The sequence below is a fragment of the Companilactobacillus mishanensis genome (assembly GCF_003946505.1).
GTDB lineage: Bacteria > Bacillota > Bacilli > Lactobacillales > Lactobacillaceae > Companilactobacillus > Companilactobacillus mishanensis.
Window position 1 is genome coordinate 101,427 of sequence record NZ_RHON01000004.1, and the last position, 21,197, is coordinate 122,623.

A 21,197-nucleotide genomic window follows, 5' to 3' on the forward strand; every position below is an offset into this window, starting at 1 on the left:
AATCACAATAAATTCTGATTAAAATTATTCTAATTCACAAGCAATAATATTGTAGCTAATATTTGGGCAAAAGAAAAGAGGACTCCTTATTTGGAGACCTCTTCTTGAATAAAATTATTATACTTTTCTAATTCATCTGGACTTAAATTAGCAGTTAGCAATGAACCATCTGCTGTGAAGTCTTTAGATTGAATTTGAGCTGAACGCAAAATCTCTTCAGCAATTTTTTGTTGAGTATAAGGTATCAACAAAGTTACTACTTTATATTGTGCGAATAGCTTCAACTTGATCAAGTTGACCAGTTTATCGATTGACTCTTTATCGAGGGCTGAATAGTAAATATTATCACCTTCGATAACTGGGAATTGTTGTCCCGGTTTAAGATCAGCTTTGTTAAAAGCATAGATCATTGGCTTACCTTGGACGCCAACTTCGCGCAAAGTCTTTTCAGTAACATCGATCATATTGCGCCAATGTTCATCACTGACATCGATAACTTGTACAAGTAGATCAGCATCTGCAGCTTCTTTCAAAGTTGTTTTGAAAGATTCAATCAGATTATGTGGCAACTTGCTGACGAATCCAACTGTATCAGATAGAAGGAAACTAGTATTGTCTTCCAAATCGATTTTACGAACACTAGTATCTAGTGTGGCAAAGAGCATATCCTTTTCGAAAACTTTTCTGTCTTCGGAATCGTCTTTATTTACGTTTAGCAAACCATTCATTGTCGTTGATTTACCAGCGTTAGTATAACCAACTAGTGAAACCAGCGGAACAGTCGTATTGGTACGACGACGGCTTTGAACGTCGATAGTTTTATCAACTGATTTAAGTTGAGTACGAAGATAATCGATACGTTTACGAATTACACGACGATCCATTTCCAACTTAGTTTCACCAGCACCACGGTTAGCAAGACCACCTGAAGAAGATTGTTGATCAAGTGGATTACCAGATGGGTGAATCCGAGGAAGTTGATATTGCAATTTAGCAATTTCAACTTGAAGTTTAGCTTGCTTAGTGTGAGCTCGATTTGAGAACACCTGCAAGATCAATTCAGTTCTATCCATAAATGATAGTTTAGTACTTTTTTCAAGATTACGAATCTGTGATGGAGTAAGTTCATCGTTCAAGATGATCGTAGTTACATCATCAGCATTGGCGATTTCAGCAATCTCAGTGACTTTACCTTTACCAAAGTAAGTTGCACCACTGACAGAATCAGCATTTTGCTTGATAACTTCAGCAACTTCCATGTTGTTTGCGACAACTAAAGAACCAAGTTCTTCCATAGTATAGTCAAAGTCAGGTTGCAGGTGACTGACACCTGCGATAATTACACGTTCTTTATTATTATTTAAGTCTTCCAAATTTGCCTCCAAAGAGAGAGCGTGCCAAAACTCGGTCAGCTTCTGAGCATAACATGAAAATCACAATATCCGCTTTATGGATATGGTGATTTTGGTGTTAAGCGGAGGAAGTTGAGTTTTGTCGCGCGTTTCCGCATACTTAGCAAAACCCAAAGTTACGCCACGTTCTCGTGTTATTTATATATGTTGTTATTGATATTTCTTAAGCGCATGAAACGCATGGCAATCAAATCCCTTCAAAATTATTATTACAATGATAACACGATTGTTGAGTTATAACCATTTAGACCGATTATTCGACCATTTATTCCCAAAAAGTTTTGATTTTTCTTTAAACGATATATATTACAAATGAAAGGAGGTTTTGTACGTATGATAATTAATTTCAATATAGCCAAGAAATTTATTGAACCTCTAATTACAATCAATACTGATGAAAAAACCTCTGATATGGAAAGACTTGCTAAATCCATTGATCGAATTTCTGATGGCTGGCAAATTCAAGGGATTCAGAATGGTAGGAAAAAACAAATTTCGATGTACCAAATAATTGGATTTCATACAGATGGTAAAAAGGTGATCTGTCAGACTTCTGAAGGCGAATATAGAGTCAACAAGCGGATTTATGAGTTGAAAGACGCTTTGCCAGATAAGTTATTCATCCAAATCTCTAGTTCAGAAATTATAAGCATTGCTAGTATTAAAGACTTGGAACTAACCAAATCTGGAATATATCAAATCAATTTAAATGATGGCAGTGAAACATATACTTCTAGAAGGTATATGAAATTGCTTAGAGAGAAGCTTTTAAAATGAAAACATTTAATAGATATTTTATAGTCGGATTCAAGGGAATTTTTATTGGAATAGCAATAGGCTTTCTGATGTCATTGTTGTTCTCATTTATATACAAGACCCCAACGTTTGTACCATCTTCTTCAGACTTTTATTTAAAATATAGCAATCTAAGAATTGCGACAGGAATTTCCACATTACTTTGGGCGGGGATGGGACTAGTTTTTTCCTTCGCAAGCTTGGTTTTCAGAGTTGATAAATGGAGTATTACGAAAAGAACAATCGTAAACTTTGTGATTACATTTTTCGGCTTCACTCCGTTGGCAATTTTGGCAGGATGGTTCCCAAGTACAGCGTATTGGTACGCCTTCTATGTTGTGACTTTTCTGATAACGTATACGGTCATGTGGATAATTTCCATGAATATTGCTAGAAGTCATGTTCGAGAGATCAATGAAAGAATTCAACAGTTGAATGGAAAATAATTTTTTGAACTCATTGTGAGCTTTATCCGAGGTCTATATGATGGTATAATGACTTTACACGAAAGGGATGATTAAAATGAGTTTGAGTTCAACAACGATTAGATTAGATGATGATCTTAGAAAAGAATTAGATATTAGACTCAAAGCAACAGGGCTTAGTTTGAATGCATATTTTACGTTAGCAACCAAGCAATTTGTTATTCAGAATCGGGTCCCATTTGAAATTGTTGCCCCTGAGGTCCCTAATGAAACAACTCGGATTGCAATGGTCGAAGCAGAAGCAAAAGAACTTGGAATTATCCCTGATGATACTCCTGAATTTACAGATGTTGAGGAATTGAAAAAATATTTAAACAAATAAAAACTGCGATTATTAATTTAATCGCAGTTTTATTTTATATTCAGCTTTTTTAAAACGAACAACACAAGACAAACTATGAATACCGCTCTAACCACCCAAGCGGCAAGAAATGTTCCAAAAAGTATGTAAAAGGCCTGATGGAAAAATGTATTACTTGTTAAATCAGTTAATAGCGGTAACCAAGGCATAAATATACTTCCTTTCTAATATTGTAATAAGATCCTTCCAGATGAATGTGAGTTCTTGGATATGTTTTGAGCTTTGATCACATCTTTGAAATCGAATATTTCTTGGATGTAGGCGTGTAATTCATTATTGGAAAGTTGCTGAATAACTTTCTTATAATCTCCGGGCATGATTGGTCCTTGTGTGAATGAAAATGATTGATCAGATTTTGTTGTGGAAAAATTTGGTAATGACAAGGATATGATTTGTAGATTGTTCAAATTTTGTGAAATTGTCGAAAGTAGTTCTGGCCGTCCGACGGTATCTAGGACCCTATTTATTTCTGGATGTGCCTGGAGCTGATTGACCAAATTGGAAGTATAGTCGATAAATTCATCGGCACCTACATTGAGCAAAAAATCTTTATTTTGGGGATGTCCCAGAGCAATGACATGAACATTTCTCATTTTTAAGAACTGGATCATGTACGTTCCAACACCTCCAGAAGCGCCAGTGATCAAGATTGTGTCACCAGATTCGGCGTGGATTTTTCTGACAGCACTCAATGCAGCATCTGCACCACCGATGATTGTTGCCCCTTCAGCTAGACTGACATCATCTGGTAAGGTAAATAAAAATGGCGATATCAAGATATTATTTATCTGCTGAGAAGTACCAGATTGAGAAACCCCAATAACTTTTCTACCCATAAGATTGTTTCTCGCCATGATGCCGGTTTCTTTGACGACGCCGCTGAAGCTGTATCCGATAGTAATTGGTAAATTCACAGGTCGGATGTTTCGTAGTTCGCCAGTTTCTGTACGCCAATCATAAGGCAGAACTGGTGTATATTTTGTTTCAATCAGGGCCGATAACGGTCCCACTCTTAGTTCATTGATATTTTTTATTTTTAAATCTTCGATACCATTGAAAGATTCCTGTATGATAGCCTGCATAATATTTACCTCCGTCATCATTAAAAGCATTGTATTTTATACGCAAAATTTATAGAAATCAGTATTCTGATATTTGGCGGTGTACAATTGAATTAACTAAGTTTTTGGGGAGGGAATTATGCAAAAATATTTAACATTTGACTGTTATTTTACTTTATTGGATGAAAGTAGCTTGTATGACAAGGTTGCGGAAATCGGCGAGAAGCTAGGCGTTGATGGCAAGTCTGCCCGTGAACGATTCGTAACTTATCAAGAAGACCGCTCGAACATGCATCCATATTTGGATTACGACCTACTTACCAGAAATAATTTGATCAATCTGGATTTTAAGTTTGGATTAGAGCACAAATTTGAGAAGTATTATGTTGAAGTGATGGAAGCTCATCGTAACTTGAAGCCTTATCCAGAAGTAATTGACACCTTGGAAAAATTTATTGCATTAAGATATAAATTGATCATGATGTCGAATTCGTCTTGGAGTATAATTCCAGAAAACGTCAAGGCGTTGGAAGTGCCATTTGATGTCTGGACTGCAGAAGATGTTCATTCGTACAAACCAGATCTCCATTTCTTCAAGCCAGTAGAAGACCATTATGGATTCAACGAACAAAACCATATCCATATTGCACAGGGATATATGAGTGATATGGAGCCTGCCGGTGCGATGGATTGGCCAACAGTCTGGGTAAATCGTTATCACGATAAGGCCACAGGATTATATAAACCAACATATGAAGTATCGAAGTTAGATGAAATATTACCAATATTGAAATGAAAAACAGAGAGCTGGCGTAATTCAGCTCTCTGTTTTTTTAGAAATGTTTGTATTTTTTGAAGCGTTGATTTTAATTTAGATATTCAAATCTTTGAAAAAGGCTTCGGTACTATCAGCTGTTATGAAATTTGTTTTATCACCTCTAGCAGCTTCATCGGCAAGTTTTTGAGTCTCGTCATTTAAAATCTCGTTGTCATATTCGTCAGAATGTATTTTTTTCATAATTACGCCTCCTGATGAGTACGTGAGTGCTCATTTAGTACTTACACAATAACACGTGCTATCTGTAATGACACTAAATTAGACGTAATAAAATATATTTCTAGTTTAAGAAATTTAAAAATGGAATCAGCATAGTCTGACTCCATTCAAGTCTATATAACCATGTGCAATCCCATAACGACTAGCAATATACCAATAAACGGTTTTACATAATTATTGAATTTAACTGGATCCATTTTGGCTAACATCTTCGGTGCAACTAATCCACCAACGATAGCACCGATCATCAAGCAAACTCCAATTTTCCAATCGATATTTCCGGTTGATAGATGGAATAATAACCCAACACCTGTCGTACCAACTAATATGTAAGAAGAAGTTGCTGCGGCCCGGATCATGTCCAAATTCATCACTAATAATCCGGCTATAACTGGTCCACCACCGCTTAATCCAGCAATACCAACCATTAGTCCAGCCAAGATTCCAAACAAGGCAGTTTTTAAATTAGCGTGTGCAGTTTTTGCATCCGCCTTTTTATTTGAGAAAAATCTTGAGTACAAAATTTGAATTCCTAGAACGGTCAAAATAATTGCAACAATCCAGGTATATATTTTCATAGGAATGTATGGAGAAACCAGTGCACCCACGATGGCTGCAGGGATGGCAGAAATCAACATTTTATTTCCAATTTTAAATCGAATATTGCCAGTCCGATAATGTCCGTATGCACCCACACATAGTGAGGGGAAAGCAGTGAACAGTGAGGTTGCCGCTGCTACCGGAGCACTTAGATGAAAGAATGTTGTTAAAACTCCTATATATAAAGCGGCCCCACCACCACCAGTGGAAAGTACGAATAATCCAATTGCAAATCCAATCAATATCAAGGAAACATAAGTCATTTTGGTGCCCCCAGTCGATGTCTATATTACTCTCAAAAATATAATTAACCAATTATAGATTGGGCACTTAGAATGAAACTTAATAAGATATGACTTGCATCAATCTGATAGATTTATTTTATATTGAAATAGACATCCGTAGTATGGCATCTCATAACTAATTACTATAACCATCATGTTCTGGATAAACGAGATCAACTGTCTGCCCTTTATCTTGCAAACGTTTGATCCTATCTTCACCCCAAGACGACATTGCCACCAATACCTTATTCAAAGTGTGACCATACTCAGTGATTTCGTATTCAACATGTGGCGGAACCTCATTGTAGACGTGTCGTTCAATGATTTCGTCTCGTTCTAATTCTCTTAACTGATCAGTCAGTACTTTGGGTGAAATTCCTGGAACGACTCGGCGTAATTCAGCGGGACGTATTGGTCCTGCTCCCATGTGGCAAAGAATCAATGGTTTCCATTTTCCACCCATAACGGCAAGGGTCGCCAAGACACCGTTTTGATAACTTTCTTGTTTTTCTGCCATTTGTAATACCTCACTTGTTAAAAATATTTTACCATTTAAATTTTTTTTATTTTCTATTTTCCTAGAGTGCCAACATAACTTACTTTTAGGTAAGTAATGTATGTAAAAGTGCCTAATTGTTTATATTTTGAATCCCAGTAAACTGTGTCCATAAAGTAAATCACAGGAGGATTTAACAATGGAATTCATTCAAAACAAAGTAGTAGTTATTACAGGTGCTTCAAGCGGAATTGGAAAAGAAACAGCAACACAACTGGCTGCCAAAGGGGCTAAATTAGTTTTAGGCGCAAGAAGAGAATCTGCACTTAAAGACTTATCTGACTCATTGAAAGAATCATATCCTGAACTAGAAATAATTTATCGCTCAGTCGATGTTACCAAAAATGAGGAAGTTAAGGAATTAATTGATGCTGCTGAGGAAAAATTTGGAAGAATTGACGTCCTATTTAACAACGCTGGATTGATGCCTATTTCCGAATTACGTGATGGGAAAGTTAGCGAGTGGGAACAGATGATGTCAGTCAACGTCATGGGCGCTTTATATGGTATCAATGCTGTCCTTCCTATTATGGAAAAACAAGGTAGCGGACAAATCATCACAACTGATTCTGTAGCTGGACACTTCACTGGTGCTGGTTCAGCCGTATATTCAGGTACTAAATATGCAATGCGTGCCATCATGGAAGGATTGCGCGTTGAAGAAGTTGGCAAGAATATCAAGTCGACAATGATTTCACCAGGACACGCACAAACTGCTTTGGCACAAACGATCTCTGATCCCGAAACGAGAGCCGCAGTTAAGGCTACAGAAATGAATGAAGGATTGAATGTCAAAGATGTCGCAAGTGCTGTAGTTTATGCCATCAACACTGAAGACACAGTCGCAATCAATGAAGTGATTCTTCGTTCAACAAATCAACCCGATTACTAAAATTATTTTAAAAAAAAGCTTGCCCTAGAGTCCAGTCGAGGGTCTATATTTAACCTCGTTCAGTTGATTTTTAGAATTATAGGACTATTTTAAAGTTGTAATAAAATCAAATAAGGTTGGAGGGATTTTCATATGTACAACGATTTAAAAGATAAAGTTGCCGTTGTAACTGGCGGTTCTAAAGGCATTGGTAATGCTATTTCTGAAAGATTTGGTAAAGAAGGCATGTCAGTTGTTATCAACTATAACAGTGACAGAAAAGGTGCCGAAGATGCTGCCAAAGTCGTTTCAGATAACGGCGGTAAGGCATTCGTCTTGCAAGCTGATATCAGTACAGAAGAAGGCGCAAATAGTCTACTAAATGCCGCTATTGAGCAATTTGGCAATTTGGATGTTTGGGTCAACAATGCTGGGATGGAAATTAAATCTCCTACTCATGAACTTTCATTGGATGACTGGAATAAAGTCACATCAATTGATCAAACTGGCGTCTTTTTGGGCGCAAAGACAGCTTTGAAATATTTCAAAGATAACAATATCAAAGGGAATATTATCAATATGTCTTCAGTTCATGAACAGATCCCTTGGCCAACATTTGCCAGTTATGCCGCCGCAAAAGGTGGAGTAAAGCTATTCACACAGACGATTGCCATGGAATATGCCAAAGATGGGATTCGTGTAAATTCCATTGGACCTGGTGCCATCAATACGCCAATCAACGCTAAGAAGTTCGCTGATAAAGCACAATATGATAAAACAGTTTCGATGGTACCAATGGACCGTATCGGTACACCCGAAGAAGTTGCAGCCGGTGCAGCTTGGTTAGCATCAGACGAATCAAGTTACGTGACAGGAATCACACTATTTATTGATGGTGGAATGACATTGTATCCTGCATTTAAAGACGGAGAAGGTTAAAATATATTCATAACTAAAACTTTAGGAGACAATTTTGAGTTCAAAAAATATTGTTGAGGAATATAGAGTTACCGAGGGAAGCCGATTCGTCTATATGCGGACGATACGTCAGAAATCACTAGCAGAGCCAGCACCAACTATGATTTTTTCACACGGATTAGGTGAGACGCATAAATATTTGATGGATTATGCCAATCATTTTGCCGAGAAAGGTTATGTGTGTGTAGTGTTTGACTTTTGCGGTGGTGGCAATATGAGTCGCAGCTCTGGCAAGACAAGTAGGATGTCGATCTTCACGGAGCAAGAAGATTTAGAAACTATAATTGGATTTACCCAATCATTAAAATACGTTGATAATAGACACATTATTCTAGTGGGAGCCAGTCAAGGTGGAGCAGTTTCCGCAATGGTGGCCGATGAGATTCCAAACGAAATTGAGTCACTGGTATTGATGTATCCAGCGTTCAATATCCCATATAGCGCCAGAAAAACTTACGCCACAGTAGATGCAATACCTGACCATGTCTTCCAATGGGTAGATTTAGGTAAAGTGTATTTTGAAAAACTGCTCGATTACGAAATTTATGATCACATTGCCAATTTTGAGAAACCCATCTTAATAATTCATGGTGATCAAGATAAAATCGTTCCAATTCGTTATTCAGAAAAGGCAGAAAAAGTTTATAAAAATGCTGAACTGAAAGTAATCGAAGGCTCAGGTCACGGATTTTATGAAGATGACCGAAACGTATCAATGCAATTATTTGATGATTTCATATCAAAACTAAAATAAGCACGATATAAATATTTAACTATTTATATCGTGCTTTTTTGATTGGAATTGTTTAGGAGTAACACCAAACTGATTTTTGAATAGCTTGATAAAATAAGCCGGATTGCTAATACCAACTTGTTCACCGATTGATTTAACTGGGTTTTCAGAATTAATCAACATGGATTTAGCTGCATCTAATCGAATGATAGTCAGTCTTTGTTGAGGTGTCATACCAGTTAGATCCTTGTATACATGACGTAAATAGGACTCAGAACCGTGTATTTCATTAGCTAGGTATTCCAAAGTAATATTATTTGAATAATTTTCTTCTAAGAAGTTATCAATCTCTTTGACCCAGATCTCATTGGAAACAATCGCATTAAGAGGACGACATCTTTTACAAGGACGAAATCCATCAGCAAGAGCCTGGTCAGGGTTCGAATAGATACTAATATTTTCTCTTTTAGGTAATCGAGAAGGACAAGAAGGACGACAAAAAATCTTTGTAGAAGAGACCGCATACCAGAACTTACCGTCATAATTCGTATCATTATTTTTGATAGCCAGCCACTCAGATTGCGTTACCATGCTTAGCACCTTCTAAATCCAACAAAGCGATTTTACGATCGATTCCGCCAGCATAACCAGTCAAAGAACCATCTGCACCAACAACACGATGACAAGGGATGATGATAGAAATTGGATTGTGACCAACAGCACCGCCAACAGCACGAGCAGCAGATTTTCGACCCCCGCGCATTTCACCAATTCTGTCAGAGATTTCTTTATAAGTAATAGTTTGACCATAAGGAATGGAAGTCAAGACTTCCAAAACAAGCCCTCGAAATTCAGTGACCTCAGGATAAAGAGGGACAGCAGAAATAGCAGGCTCATAACCAGAAAAGTAAGCATCCAACCAATCAGAAGCCAAACGAATTGGAGAATTGACCCCAGATTCAATAGAATCCATATCATAACCAGCACCAAAATGAGCTTGGCCAGAAAACCAAGCACCAACTAAGAACTTATCATGAGCCAACAAAACCATTTCCCCAAGAGGAGAATTATAAGCAGATTTGAGATACATAAAGACCAACTCCTTTGCAGTAAGAATATTACAACAAAAGAAGACCAAAAAGTATAACAATCTGGCTTTTTAATCCAAAGAAGAAAAAAAGAACCAACGATTAATTATCGTTAGTTCCTATAGTTACGTTACCTAAATGATTGAATTAATTAGTTAAAATTTACTTCTAATTTTTTTCCAAGGGCAAAAGCGAGTTTGGATAAAGTATCAAAACTAGTGTTATCTCCGCGTTCAATGCGAGCCACTGTTGATTGGGGTACTGAAGCCTTTGCAGCCAATTCCTGCTGAGTAAGTCCTGCAGCTTCGCGTGCCTTCATCAATGCGACGGCACTTTCTAATTTAGCACTTTCGGCTTCGAATCCTTTTTTGAACTCTGGATCTTTTAACTGTTCTTTTAAATAATCGTCAAATTTAATTGTTGTCAATTGTGTGTTCCTCCAAATATTCATTTCTGATTAATTCGGCATGATGAATCTCTTTTACTGGTGTTTTTTGAGTTTTTTTACTGAATCCGTGCGTTATGACAAAGTGATTTTCTTCAGCATGAAAATATAGGGATCTTTGAATATTTGTCCCTAAATTAGATCGTAATTCAAACAAGTTACCACTTATCTTTTTTATCCATTTCATTTTCTTGCTTGTAATTAATCCGTATCTTTGAACTTTATCAATCGTTGCAAATAATTTTTCACGATCTCTTTTGGGTAAGGTATTCATGAATTCCATGAATTCGTTGTGGCCATTGGGTCTAGTATAAAATTCAAAAGTAGGTTTTTCCATAGATTTATTATAGCATATAATGATGAAAACAACAGTATATGCTATTAAACATAATCTTTTCGATTTTTCTGAAATAGGTGATTTTGGCTTTTCAATTCAATCATCCAAAAAAGAGCCCATTCCCAAAGAGGGGAATGGACACATTAATATATTTTTTTTAAAATCACCAATCTGCAGTGAACCCCTTAAAAAAAGGAGGATTACTGTTTGGGTTATCTAATCAGAGTTAACCACAATTCAGCACGAAGGGAAGGAGATACGGAGGCCAAGCCGTGGCATTTATCTTGAAACGGCAAAGGCCGTTGCTAGATAAAAGATGTGATTTATGACCGCTTTTTGGCATAAATCCATCTCACAGCGTCCACGCCTCCGTATTTCCTGACCGAAGTGCGGAAAGGCTACACTAATTCGTCATGACGACGCTCAGCCCGAGCAATCAAAGGCAAAATAACCCCAACAGCAATCATCAAAAGCGGCTCGATAATATTGAGCGCCAATACATGATACCAAGTACCAGTACCATAAACCTCATCAACTGGCAAAATACCCATAGTAGCAGCACCGAAAGTGATCAAGAAACACCAAGCACCAACGATAACGGCCCATTTTTGATTTTTGATATAAGTGAAGTCAGAAGGGAACTTCTTAGGTTTCAAACGAACAATAATAAACGAACTAAATAAGAAACAAGTCGTATATGGAGAAACGATTCCGTTCAAGTTCAGCAGTTGATTAAAGATAGAATTCATATTTGGCAAGGTTGCACTAAGAACCATGATCACGGTACAAATACCAGTTGTTAACCAGTAACCATTGATTGGCAAACCACGTTTGTCTGTTTTTGTAAGTCCCTTTGGTAGATACGATTTTGCTGTATCAGACAAGAACATACGTGTACCGGCATCGATCAAGACAGCTAACTGGGCCATCATGTAAATTGCCTGTGTTATCGCGAATACATATAGGAAGAATCTTCCCATTCCAAAATCATTTCCCATGGCTTGAAAGGCATAGTATGAACCGTTCATCTTCAAGTCGTTAGGCAGGTGATGGGCGTTGAAGAATACTCCCAGTGAGAATGAACCAAGGACAGTCAAGAATCCTGTCATAATGGCTAACATCCACATAGCTTTTGGAAAGTCCTTCTTACCATTTTTCATTTCAGTAACATATGGTGCGGCAAATTCTGAACCATTCATAGCAAAAATTACTAATCCGAAAGTTGATAGATAATGTAAATCAAATTTTGGAATGAATGATTTTAAGTTAAATGGTTGTGTATGTGGCATATTTCCTTGTCCAAGGTATACGACTGTCATGATAACGTACAGGACAGTTACGATGAACATTGCTCCACCACCGATAATTCCCAACCATTGTAGTGAGTTTTTCAAATGATGTTGAATAAAAATAAATAGCGTAAAAATTGCTGCAGTAAGTAATGCGAACATACTATTACTCATTGTGTTCGACATTGAATTGTTTCCGTGGATCAACCAACCGAATGAAATAAGCATTGAGTTGGCAACATCGACGATGTAAGGCAATCCTGATACCCAATATGTCCACGCACAAATATATCCCCAAATGTTTCCACTAGTACCACGGACCCAAGACGACATTCCACCACCTTCGTGGCTAAAAACTGATCCCATGTGTCCTACCATCATTTCATAAGGTACGACGAATAAAAATAGCATTAAAATCCATGTTGTAACAATACCGAGTCCCTGATTTTGAAAATTATAAATAATATCATCAAAACCGATCACGGTAACGAAGTCCATCAAGGCAATGACAGGCCAGCTAATATACGACTTTTTTGAGTCGATTTCTGGCATTTTCTCCCCCAAATCTAACACCCCTAATAATCAAATTTTTAAAGAACTAACTAATTATAAGAAAAAATATACATCAATTCCAGATAATCTTACAAAAGTGTAAGTAATTGTAATATGAATCGAACGACCTTTAGCTGATTTTTTCATAAGATGGGTATATCAGATGGAGGGAACACACATGACAAAAATAGTCGAAGTTAAAAATATCGAAAAAATTTATGGTAAGGCCAATGAAAAACAGTTCAAAGCTTTGTCGGATGTAAATTTTGAAGTTCAACCTGGCGAATTCGTGGGAATCATGGGTGCCTCAGGTTCAGGTAAAACAACTTTATTGAATATCTTATCCACATTGGATACAGCAACTAGCGGGGAAGTTAAGATTGCTGGTGAGGATATCACAAAATTAAAGAACAATGAAATGGCAGACTTCCGTGCTAACAAAATTGGCTTCATTTTCCAAGATTTCAACTTGTTGGAAAATTTAACAGCTTACGAAAATATTGCTTTGCCACTGGCATTACAAAATACTAGTCCTAAAAAAATCAAACCAGCGGTCGATAGTATTTCTGCAAAATTAGGTTTAACAGAAATTCTAAATCACTATCCAACAGAATTATCTGGTGGTCAAAAACAACGTGTTGCCGCAGCTAGAGCTTTGGTACACAACCCTTCAATTATTTTCGGGGATGAACCAACTGGTGCTTTGGACTCAAAGAGTGCTCGTGCCTTGATGGACACCATGACAAAAGTTAACAAAGAAGATAACGTTTCTATCCTATTAGTAACGCATGATCCATTCTCAGCAAGTTTCTGTGACCGTATTTTATTCATCAAAGATGGTGAAATCGGTCAAGAGTTGAAAAAAGAAGAACATTCTCGTGGTGAATTTTATCAAGAAATTTTAGATTCACTTGGAACATTTGCGGAATAGGAGGGGACTTAAATGTTAAATAAATTAGCTATAGGTGGAATAAAGCATCGTCTACGTGATTACAGTGTTCTGTTCTCAGGTTTGATGATAGCAGCATCCATCTTTTATATGTTTTTATCGTTGGCTTTGAATAAGGCATTCTTGAAATCCAATTCACCAGCACAGGCAACAGCCTTTATCTTCGGATTCGGTATTGTACTTTTAGCAATAATTACCATTGTTTATATAAATTATGCGAATAAATTTTTATTGAGTATGCGGCAAAAAGAGTATGGGATGTTTATGATGCTCGGTGCCAAAAGTAGTAAAATTTCCAAAATGATTTTCGTTGAAACATTTGCGATTGGAGCTATCGCTACAGCTGTTGGTTCATTGATTGGTATTGGTATCACAGGCTTTGTCGGTGATTTACTAATCAAAAATATGGATATGCAAGTCAGCCACTTCAATAGCTTTTATCTACCAGCATTGCTTTGGACATTTGTATTTTTCATCGTAATATTTATTTTTTCAGCATTAAGAAATTCAATATCACTTAGATTTACTAAAGTTATGACGCTGTTGAACATGGACAGCCAACCAACTAAACTTAAGCGCAACAATGCCTGGACTATTATCCAATCAATCTTAGGAGTAATTTTATTAGCAATCGGATATTGGTGCATGGTCAAAATGGGTAAGGATGCTACATTTATTTTCTTAGGTGTCCCTGTAGCCCTATTCACTATCGTTGCCGGTACATATTTCGTTATCAACTCACTAACGACTACCATTATTAATTTGTTGAAACGTAATACAAGCTTTTCACAAAAAGGTTTGAATAATTTTACCTTGTCACAATTGAACTTTAGAATTGCTGACTACACAAAAATCCTTTCAATGGTATCGATCATGTTCGCACTTGCTCTTGGTGCAATCACTGTTGGACTAGGATTCCGTCAACAAATCGACACTGTTGCTAACGGTCAAAATTATTATGATGCAAGTATCAGAAACATCAATAATAAGGAACAAAACTTGGTCGACAAAATTGACCATAAGAAGTTGACGGTATATGAATTCAAGAATACTAAGAAATTCACTTATTACCGTAATAGTGATCTCGAATCACAAGGATTTACGTACAATAAATTCAGTAAATCCATGATTTCTAAAGAGGTTCCTACACACAAATCTAACCCTTCAGTTGCTTTTCAATTGCAAAACACTATTCCAGTTGATGAAGCTGCACCTCAGGCTAAATTTGTCAGTGATGCGAAATTTGATAGCTTGAGTGGCAAGCCTGAAACGATGACGTTTGTAAAGACTGATTCATTCAAGAATAATTTATCAACGTTTAAAAAGATTTCTGAAATACAGGCAGCAAGATATCCAGCTTATAAACAATTCGGTGGCGATAAATATTCAGTTTATAAGAATATTAATAGCTTCTTCTCAGGACTAGAATTCATGGGATTCTTCCTTGGAATCGCCTTCCTGGCAATGTTAGCAAGTTGTTTGATGTTCAAGATATTGTCTGGAGCTGCTGGAGACGTCAAACGTTACAACATGCTTTACAAAATTGGTACTAGACAAAGATCATTACGTCAAACTATCAATAAAGAAATTGCTGTGTTGTTCTCAGTTCCTGCAGTTTTAGGAATAGTCCATGTGCTAGTTGGTTTACAGATGTTTAAGCCATTGTTATATAAACCATATATGCACATTGAAGTGCCATTCCTGATCTTCTTCGTACTGTATCTGGGTTATTATTTCATAACCAGATATTTGTATAAGAAGATAGTACTAAAATAAAAGATTCCCCCGTTTTAAATGAAAAAATATCCTCAACAGATATTGCCGAAAACTTATGTTTTCGGCTTTTTTTTAATATCGTAGATTAGGACTTTATAATAATTGTGTAAGCGCTTAATTGGAAAAATCAAAAATATTTTTGAAAAATTGATAATAGTTGATATATCGTCAAGGAATAGCGGTATCATTGCAATGTTGATTTAAGTTTATAAGTATTTAAGTGGAAAAATTACTGTAGGTAATTTCATTTTTATTGCCAAACGCTTAGAAAAACATTAAAATTTCTTTAATAGTCATTTTTAGTGATAGTGTCGCTTAACCGATTTCTGTGTTAGTGCTCAGAAGCCACCCAGGTTTTGCTACGCTCTTACACGATACGAAGGGAGAATGTTATATGTCGATGATCGAGTTTCGCGATGTGCAAAAATATTATGGTAAATTTCACGCATTGCATGACATTAACTTAGAGATTGATAAAGGGGAAACTGTTGTACTTATTGGACCTTCTGGTTCTGGTAAAAGTACTTTGGCAAGATCTGTTAACGGATTGGAAACTATTCAAGAGGGCCAATTGATCGTTAACGGTCATGATATTGCTGACAAGAATACTAATATCAACCGTATCCGTACTGATGTTGGTATGGTTTTCCAACATTTCAATCTATATGCTAATAAAAATGTTCTTGAAAACGTTATGTTGGCTCCAAGAATTGTTTTGAAGATGGATGAAGCTGAAAATAAAAAGTCAGCTATGGCTCTTCTTGATCAAGTTGGTTTGGCTGATAAAGCTGAAAATATGCCTTCACAAATTTCTGGTGGACAAGCTCAGCGTGTTGCTATTGCTCGTGCTTTGGCCATGAAACCTCGTTGTATGTTATTTGATGAACCCACTAGTGCTCTTGATCCTGAAATGATCGATGATGTTTTGCGTGTTATCAAATATGTTACTAACCAAAGTGATATGACATCTTTGATTGTTACTCATGAAATGGGCTTCGCACAGGAAGTTGCCAACCGTGTTATTTTCATGGCTGATGGACGTATTCTTGAGGATGACAAGACTGATACATTCTTCGAGCACCCTACAAATGAACGTGCAAGACAGTTCTTAAGTAAAATTATTAAGCACTAGAAGGGGGCAGGATATTATGAAAAAGTTTAAATATTTTTCGATGTTTGTCATGTCCTTGCTTCTAGCACTGATCCTTGTCGGATGTGGTTCAAAGCCGCTTTCTAAACAGGATGTTTTGCAAAATGCCAAGGACGCAAACACTATTAGCTGGGGTGTTAAGGCTGATACAAAATTAATGGGACTTATTGATGTTAAGGACGGTCAGGAAAAAGGTTTCGAAATTGACATGGCCAGAGCATTAACTAAGAAAATTTTGGGTAAGAATGGTAAAGCTAAATTTGTTACTGTTACTTCTCAATCACGTATCCCATTACTAAAAAATGGAAATATCGATGCCATTATGGCTACAATGACAATCACTCCTGAACGTCAAAAAGTTATCGATTTTTCTAATTCATACTTTGATGCTGGACAATCTATTTTGGTAAAAGATGGGTCACCAGTCAAAAGAGTTCAAGATTTGAATAATAGAACTATTATCGGAGTTGTTGGTTCTAACTCTGTTGAAAATGTTAAGAAATATGCTCCAAAGGCTCGAGTACTTCAATTACAAGATTATGCTCAAGCTTTAGTTGCTCTGAAATCTGGCCAAGGGGATGCTTTGACAACAGATAACGTTATTTTAGCTGGTATGGCTGTTGAAAATCCTGGCTATCGTGTTCAGGGTAAAGCTTTCACAACGGAACCTTATGGTATTGGTATCAACAAGGATCAACCTGAATTCAAACATGCTTTGAATAAAGCTATCAAGGAAGTTGAAGCTGATGGTACTTATAACAGACTGATCAAGAAATGGTTCGGAAACGTTCCAGGATTCAATTATAGGGAGGTGCTACGCTAATGATTTCAGCATTCACAAATAACTGGCAAAACTTCCTAACTGGATTTGGCTGGACACTTCTATCAAGTATCGTGGCGTTATTTTTCAGTTTGATAATTGGCTCGCTTTTCGCCATTTTGGAAGTTGTACCTAACAAAGCTTTGAGAGTTATCGGTAATATTTATGTGGAAATTTTCCGTAATATTCCCTTACTTGTTATCACAATGTTTTTCTATTTAGTTATTCCATTGTACTTTGTTAAAATCAACGGATTTACCGCTGGTACGATTGGGTTGACGATTTATACTTCGGCTTTTATTGCTGAAACCGTCCGTTCAGGTATCAATTCAGTTGATGTCGGTCAGATGGAAGCATCACGTGCTCAAGGGATGAAGTATACACAAGCTATGCGTTATATCGTTTTACCACAAGCATTCAAATTGGTTATTCCACCATTGGGAAATCAATTCGTCAACTTGGTCAAAAATTCGTCAGTTTTAGCCTTCGTTGCTGGATTTGATTTGATGTACCAAGGTAACGCGATTGCATCTCAAACTTTTGATACTGTAAATACCTACTTGGTAGTTGGTGTTTTCTACTTGATCATCACATTACCGATCAGTTATTACATGCAGCATCTAGAAAGAAAATTGGCTTAGAGGGGAGAATGAATTATGCAAAATTGGATTGATGCTTATTCTGCCGTCAACTTGAAGTTCCTTCTCCAAGGTCTCTGGGTCACGGTGGAAATCTCAATTATTTCGGTTGTATTTAGTATGATAATTGGTTCCATTTTAGGAATCATCCGTTATACAAAGATTCCATATTTCTCAAAAATTGTCGGATTCATCATCGATGTTATCCGTAATTTACCATTACTATTGATTATCTTCTTCGTATACTTTGGTCTACCAGCGTTTGGATTCAAACCGGATACGATTCCAGCCGCCATTTTAGCTATGACTGTTTTCGAGTCAATGATGGTTGCGGAAATCATTCGTTCAGGTATCTTGGCAGTTGATGTTGGCCAGATGGAAGCGGCCCGTGCTGTAGGTATGAAATATACCCAAGCAATGTGGCATATCGTGTTACCACAAGCATACAAGAAAATGATTCCTGCCTTAGTTAGTCAATTGATCTCATTGATCAAGGATACTTCTTTGGCAACTATCATCGTTGTGCCAGAATTAATGCAACATGCTCAAGTTATTTACGGTCAAAACGCAAATTATATCGTTCCAATGTACTTAGCTTTAGCAATTTTATACTTTATCGTATGTTACGCACTGTCAGTCGTTTCAAAGATTATCGACAGACGTTTAGCTTAAGATTGTGAAATTTTGGTTGACGAACATAGGAATAATTGTTAATATTCAAGACATTAAAGACAAGTGTTTGAACAAAGTAATACTGCATCTGTGTGTAAGAAAGCCAGTGGTCGATGCGAACTGGTCAGGGTGTTAGTACTGAAATACCAAACATGACTTGGTTTTCCAAGCGGAAATGAGTGCCGATATCACTCTCGAGTGGAGGTCTGCTTAGGTCTCAAGCTGGGTGGTACCACGGTTGAATACAGTCAAATCGTCCCTGTTGCATTTATTGCAGCGGGGACGATTTTTTTGTGGGAGAAGCATATGAAAAAAGAGCGGGTAAGTTTTAGAGAAGCAATCTTACTTTTACTAGTGATGCTGATAATTTTGGGAAGTGGTGTTATTGGATTTGGATTGTCACCACAAACTCCAGTTTTAGTAGTAATTGGATTGTTGATTTTATGGGAGAAAATTAAACGTGCAAGTTGGGATGAAATTCATGATGGAATCATGGAGGGAGTAAAAAATGGTATCGTGCCGATATTTATTTTTATTCTTATCGGTGCCTTGATCGGTACTTGGATAGCAGCCGGTGTAATTCCATCGATGATGGTCGCTGGTTTCCATTTGATTTCTGCACAGTGGTTCGTGCCATCGGTATTCTTGGTCTGTGCTTTGATTGGAACGTCAATTGGATCTGCATTTACGATTGTCTCAACTATCGGAATAGCTCTATTTGGAATGGGAACGACGATGGGTGTCAATCCCGCACTGGTAGCCGGAGCTATCATTTCAGGGGCTATTTTTGGAGACAAAACATCACCTCTTTCTGACTCCACAAATCTTGCCGCCGCCATGGCTGGATCAGATTTATTTGCTCATATCAAGAACTTAATGTGGACCACAATTCCAGCATTCTTGATCTCATTAGTGTTGTACTGGATTTTAGGATTGAATGAAACTGGGGCCAAACTTACTAATATTGCCCCAACTTTACACACTTTAAATACGCATTTTGTTGTAAGTTGGTGGGCAGTTCTTCCTATTATATTGTTATTCATTTGTGCAATCTTGAGAATTCCCGCCATAGCAACCTTGTTGTTGAATATTGCGGTTACCATCGTAATGATTTTTATTCAGAAACCAGGAACCTCAGTACCAGATATTGCCGGATTTATCGAAAATGGTTTCGTATCTAAAACAGGGAATGCCAATGTCGATGCACTGTTGACTCGAGGTGGAATAACTTCAATGATGGGGACAGTTTCGTTGATATTCCTTACACTTTCGCTAGGTGGATTGTTGATGAAGTTTGACGTCATCCAAACCGCCATTGCACCATTGGCAAAACGACTCAAGTCAGCAGGATCATTGGTTACAGCCACGATACTTTCAGGTATCGGAGTTAATATTTTCGTCGGTGAACAATACCTGTCAGTTATTTTGCCAGGTAAAGCATTTAAAGAAACATTCAATAAGCGTGGATTGGATAACTTGGCCTTGAGTCGAGTACTTGAAGATGGAGGAACTGTTATCAACTACTTGATACCTTGGGGAGTTGCCGGAGCATTCGCTGCCAACACCTTAGGAGTACCAACACTAGAATTTCTTCCATTCTGTTTCTTTAGTTTATTGTCACCAATTTTGTCGATCATTAGTGGATTCACTGGGATTGGCTTGAAACGCATGCAGCCAAAAAATTAATAGAATGAAAAAAGCTGACTCATTTGAGCCGGCTTTTATTATAGAAAATTCTATAAGATTTATATCAAAATATAATAAATATCTTTGTGCCTTTTAGTTGATTCTTAATGCTTTTAGTCCACAATAGAAAGAGTATCAAGGGATGGAATTTCACTTCCTGCCAAAGGAGGTGTTACTAATGGCTAGACATAAAAAGCCACGCCGTGAGTTTAGAATTTCACTAAACTTCTTGGTCGTGGCAATGTCATTCAAAGTCATCTGGTAATACTTTTTACACAGGGGAGAGGGATAAACTCTCCCTTGGTACTTTGTGCAACTAAAGAATAACTGTTCTAAGGAGAAATAGCAAGATGAAAAAACTCATTGACACAGAACATGTTCAACTGACTATTGAAAGAGTTGAACCTAAATTAAGTGTGCTATTTGTATATTTGATTTTGATTGGTGGATTGGCTCTACTTTCACTTTTCAAAGTCCGTTAAATCAAGTATTATCAGTGGTTCAGTTTAGGTATTTTATAAAAATTATGTTATTTTAAGTACTGGGTAAAGAATGAAGGTGATTAAAATTGCGTAGCCCAAAGCAACTGTCATATGAGGATC

The 21,197-nt window shown here is 37.0% G+C and carries 25 protein-coding genes; 15 read left to right on the top strand and 10 right to left on the bottom strand.

What is annotated here, in order from left to right; translation table 11 throughout:
- Positions 1–86 precede the first annotated feature (86 nt).
- Positions 87–1,373: a GTPase HflX gene (hflX, locus tag EKM63_RS05890; protein ID WP_125704686.1), complete on the bottom strand. Its 1,287-nt coding sequence runs from the start codon at positions 1,371–1,373 to the stop codon at positions 87–89.
- A 372-nt stretch (positions 1,374–1,745) separates the two neighbouring features.
- Between hflX and EKM63_RS05895 the strand changes: the two genes are divergently transcribed.
- The 3 genes from EKM63_RS05895 (at position 1,746) to EKM63_RS05905 (ending at position 3,014) form a co-directional block, all read left to right on the top strand.
- Entirely contained in the window at positions 1,746–2,189 is a 444-nt protein-coding gene (locus tag EKM63_RS05895; RefSeq protein WP_164504914.1) for a LytTR family DNA-binding domain-containing protein, read from the top strand.
- Positions 2,186–2,653, top strand: a complete 468-nt coding sequence (locus EKM63_RS05900) for a DUF3021 domain-containing protein (RefSeq protein WP_125704690.1) — start codon at positions 2,186–2,188, stop codon at positions 2,651–2,653. Before EKM63_RS05895 ends, EKM63_RS05900 begins: the two co-directional genes overlap by 4 nt.
- 76 nt (positions 2,654–2,729) lie before the next feature.
- Positions 2,730–3,014 carry a type II toxin-antitoxin system RelB/DinJ family antitoxin gene (locus tag EKM63_RS05905; protein WP_125704692.1) on the top strand — a complete coding sequence of 95 codons (285 nt, stop codon included), beginning with the start codon at positions 2,730–2,732 and terminating at the stop codon, positions 3,012–3,014.
- Positions 3,015–3,217: 203 nt separating this feature from the next.
- Here the strand turns inward: EKM63_RS05905 and EKM63_RS05910 are convergent, their stop codons facing one another.
- Positions 3,218–4,135 carry a zinc-binding dehydrogenase gene (locus EKM63_RS05910; protein ID WP_125704694.1) on the bottom strand — a complete coding sequence of 306 codons (918 nt, stop codon included), beginning with the start codon at positions 4,133–4,135 and terminating at the stop codon, positions 3,218–3,220.
- A 118-nt stretch (positions 4,136–4,253) separates the two neighbouring features.
- Between EKM63_RS05910 and EKM63_RS05915 the strand changes: the two genes are divergently transcribed.
- Complete coding sequence (locus EKM63_RS05915; protein ID WP_125704696.1) at positions 4,254–4,910, top strand: HAD hydrolase-like protein; 657 nt, start codon at positions 4,254–4,256, stop codon at positions 4,908–4,910.
- Positions 4,911–4,985: 75 nt separating this feature from the next.
- On the opposite strand, the gene EKM63_RS11290 is transcribed toward EKM63_RS05915, so the two are convergent.
- The 3 genes from EKM63_RS11290 to EKM63_RS05925 form a co-directional block, all read right to left on the bottom strand.
- Positions 4,986–5,132, bottom strand: coding sequence for a hypothetical protein (locus tag EKM63_RS11290; RefSeq protein ID WP_153494208.1), 147 nt, complete (start codon positions 5,130–5,132; stop codon positions 4,986–4,988).
- 152 nt (positions 5,133–5,284) lie between these two features.
- A complete protein-coding gene (locus tag EKM63_RS05920; RefSeq protein ID WP_125704697.1) occupies positions 5,285–6,034 on the bottom strand; it encodes a sulfite exporter TauE/SafE family protein in 750 nt (249 codons plus the stop codon).
- A 157-nt stretch (positions 6,035–6,191) separates the two neighbouring features.
- On the bottom strand, positions 6,192–6,572 hold the full coding sequence (locus EKM63_RS05925; RefSeq protein WP_125704699.1) for a winged helix-turn-helix transcriptional regulator: 381 nt from the start codon (positions 6,570–6,572) through the stop codon (positions 6,192–6,194).
- A 178-nt stretch (positions 6,573–6,750) separates the two neighbouring features.
- Here EKM63_RS05925 and EKM63_RS05930 point away from each other — a divergent pair, with 178 nt between their 5' ends.
- The 3 genes from EKM63_RS05930 to EKM63_RS05940 all read left to right on the top strand — a co-directional run bounded on the left by EKM63_RS05930 (position 6,751) and on the right by EKM63_RS05940 (position 9,214).
- Positions 6,751–7,503, top strand: a complete 753-nt coding sequence (locus tag EKM63_RS05930) for an SDR family oxidoreductase (protein WP_125704701.1) — start codon at positions 6,751–6,753, stop codon at positions 7,501–7,503.
- Positions 7,504–7,635: 132 nt separating this feature from the next.
- Positions 7,636–8,421 carry a glucose-1-dehydrogenase gene (locus EKM63_RS05935; protein WP_125704703.1) on the top strand — a complete coding sequence of 262 codons (786 nt, stop codon included), beginning with the start codon at positions 7,636–7,638 and terminating at the stop codon, positions 8,419–8,421.
- Between the two features lie 34 nt (positions 8,422–8,455).
- On the top strand, positions 8,456–9,214 hold the full coding sequence (locus EKM63_RS05940) for an alpha/beta hydrolase (protein WP_125704705.1): 759 nt from the start codon (positions 8,456–8,458) through the stop codon (positions 9,212–9,214).
- A 15-nt stretch (positions 9,215–9,229) separates the two neighbouring features.
- Here EKM63_RS05940 and EKM63_RS05945 read toward each other — a convergent pair whose 3' ends face one another.
- The 5 genes from EKM63_RS05945 to EKM63_RS05965 form a co-directional block, all read right to left on the bottom strand.
- The gene (locus EKM63_RS05945) at positions 9,230–9,784 is read right to left on the bottom strand and encodes a bifunctional transcriptional activator/DNA repair enzyme AdaA (protein WP_125704707.1); all 555 of its coding nucleotides are present in this window, start codon (positions 9,782–9,784) and stop codon (positions 9,230–9,232) included.
- Complete coding sequence (locus tag EKM63_RS05950) at positions 9,768–10,283, bottom strand: methylated-DNA--[protein]-cysteine S-methyltransferase (RefSeq protein ID WP_125704709.1); 516 nt, start codon at positions 10,281–10,283, stop codon at positions 9,768–9,770. The genes EKM63_RS05945 and EKM63_RS05950 overlap by 17 nt, the downstream gene beginning before the upstream one ends.
- Before the next feature lie 149 nt (positions 10,284–10,432).
- Positions 10,433–10,708 (bottom strand): helix-turn-helix domain-containing protein, encoded by a 276-nt coding sequence (locus tag EKM63_RS05955; protein ID WP_125704711.1) that lies wholly within the window; start codon positions 10,706–10,708, stop codon positions 10,433–10,435.
- Positions 10,695–11,063, bottom strand: coding sequence for a type II toxin-antitoxin system RelE/ParE family toxin (locus EKM63_RS05960; protein ID WP_125704713.1), 369 nt, complete (start codon positions 11,061–11,063; stop codon positions 10,695–10,697). The genes EKM63_RS05955 and EKM63_RS05960 overlap by 14 nt, the downstream gene beginning before the upstream one ends.
- A 398-nt stretch (positions 11,064–11,461) precedes the next feature.
- Positions 11,462–12,904 (bottom strand): APC family permease, encoded by a 1,443-nt coding sequence (locus EKM63_RS05965; RefSeq protein ID WP_125704715.1) that lies wholly within the window; start codon positions 12,902–12,904, stop codon positions 11,462–11,464.
- A 178-nt stretch (positions 12,905–13,082) separates the two neighbouring features.
- Between EKM63_RS05965 and EKM63_RS05970 the strand changes: the two genes are divergently transcribed.
- From EKM63_RS05970 to EKM63_RS11540, 8 genes are all read left to right on the top strand, one after another.
- On the top strand, positions 13,083–13,835 hold the full coding sequence (locus EKM63_RS05970) for an ABC transporter ATP-binding protein (protein WP_125704717.1): 753 nt from the start codon (positions 13,083–13,085) through the stop codon (positions 13,833–13,835).
- A 12-nt stretch (positions 13,836–13,847) separates the two neighbouring features.
- The gene (locus EKM63_RS05975) at positions 13,848–15,629 is read left to right on the top strand and encodes an ABC transporter permease (RefSeq protein WP_125704720.1); all 1,782 of its coding nucleotides are present in this window, start codon (positions 13,848–13,850) and stop codon (positions 15,627–15,629) included.
- A gap of 394 nt (positions 15,630–16,023) precedes the next feature.
- On the top strand, positions 16,024–16,761 hold the full coding sequence (locus EKM63_RS05980) for an amino acid ABC transporter ATP-binding protein (protein WP_125704722.1): 738 nt from the start codon (positions 16,024–16,026) through the stop codon (positions 16,759–16,761).
- A 16-nt stretch (positions 16,762–16,777) separates the two neighbouring features.
- Positions 16,778–17,602, top strand: coding sequence for a glutamate ABC transporter substrate-binding protein (locus EKM63_RS05985; protein WP_125704724.1), 825 nt, complete (start codon positions 16,778–16,780; stop codon positions 17,600–17,602).
- Positions 17,602–18,240 (top strand): amino acid ABC transporter permease, encoded by a 639-nt coding sequence (locus tag EKM63_RS05990; protein ID WP_125704726.1) that lies wholly within the window; start codon positions 17,602–17,604, stop codon positions 18,238–18,240. Before EKM63_RS05985 ends, EKM63_RS05990 begins: the two co-directional genes overlap by 1 nt.
- A 15-nt stretch (positions 18,241–18,255) precedes the next feature.
- Positions 18,256–18,909, top strand: coding sequence for an amino acid ABC transporter permease (locus EKM63_RS05995; protein ID WP_125704728.1), 654 nt, complete (start codon positions 18,256–18,258; stop codon positions 18,907–18,909).
- A gap of 306 nt (positions 18,910–19,215) precedes the next feature.
- A complete protein-coding gene (gene nhaC / locus EKM63_RS06000) occupies positions 19,216–20,595 on the top strand; it encodes a Na+/H+ antiporter NhaC (protein ID WP_125704730.1) in 1,380 nt (459 codons plus the stop codon).
- Positions 20,596–20,945: 350 nt separating this feature from the next.
- The gene (locus EKM63_RS11540) at positions 20,946–21,077 is read left to right on the top strand and encodes a hypothetical protein (RefSeq protein ID WP_263852855.1); all 132 of its coding nucleotides are present in this window, start codon (positions 20,946–20,948) and stop codon (positions 21,075–21,077) included.
- The last annotated feature ends 120 nt before the right edge of the window (positions 21,078–21,197 follow it).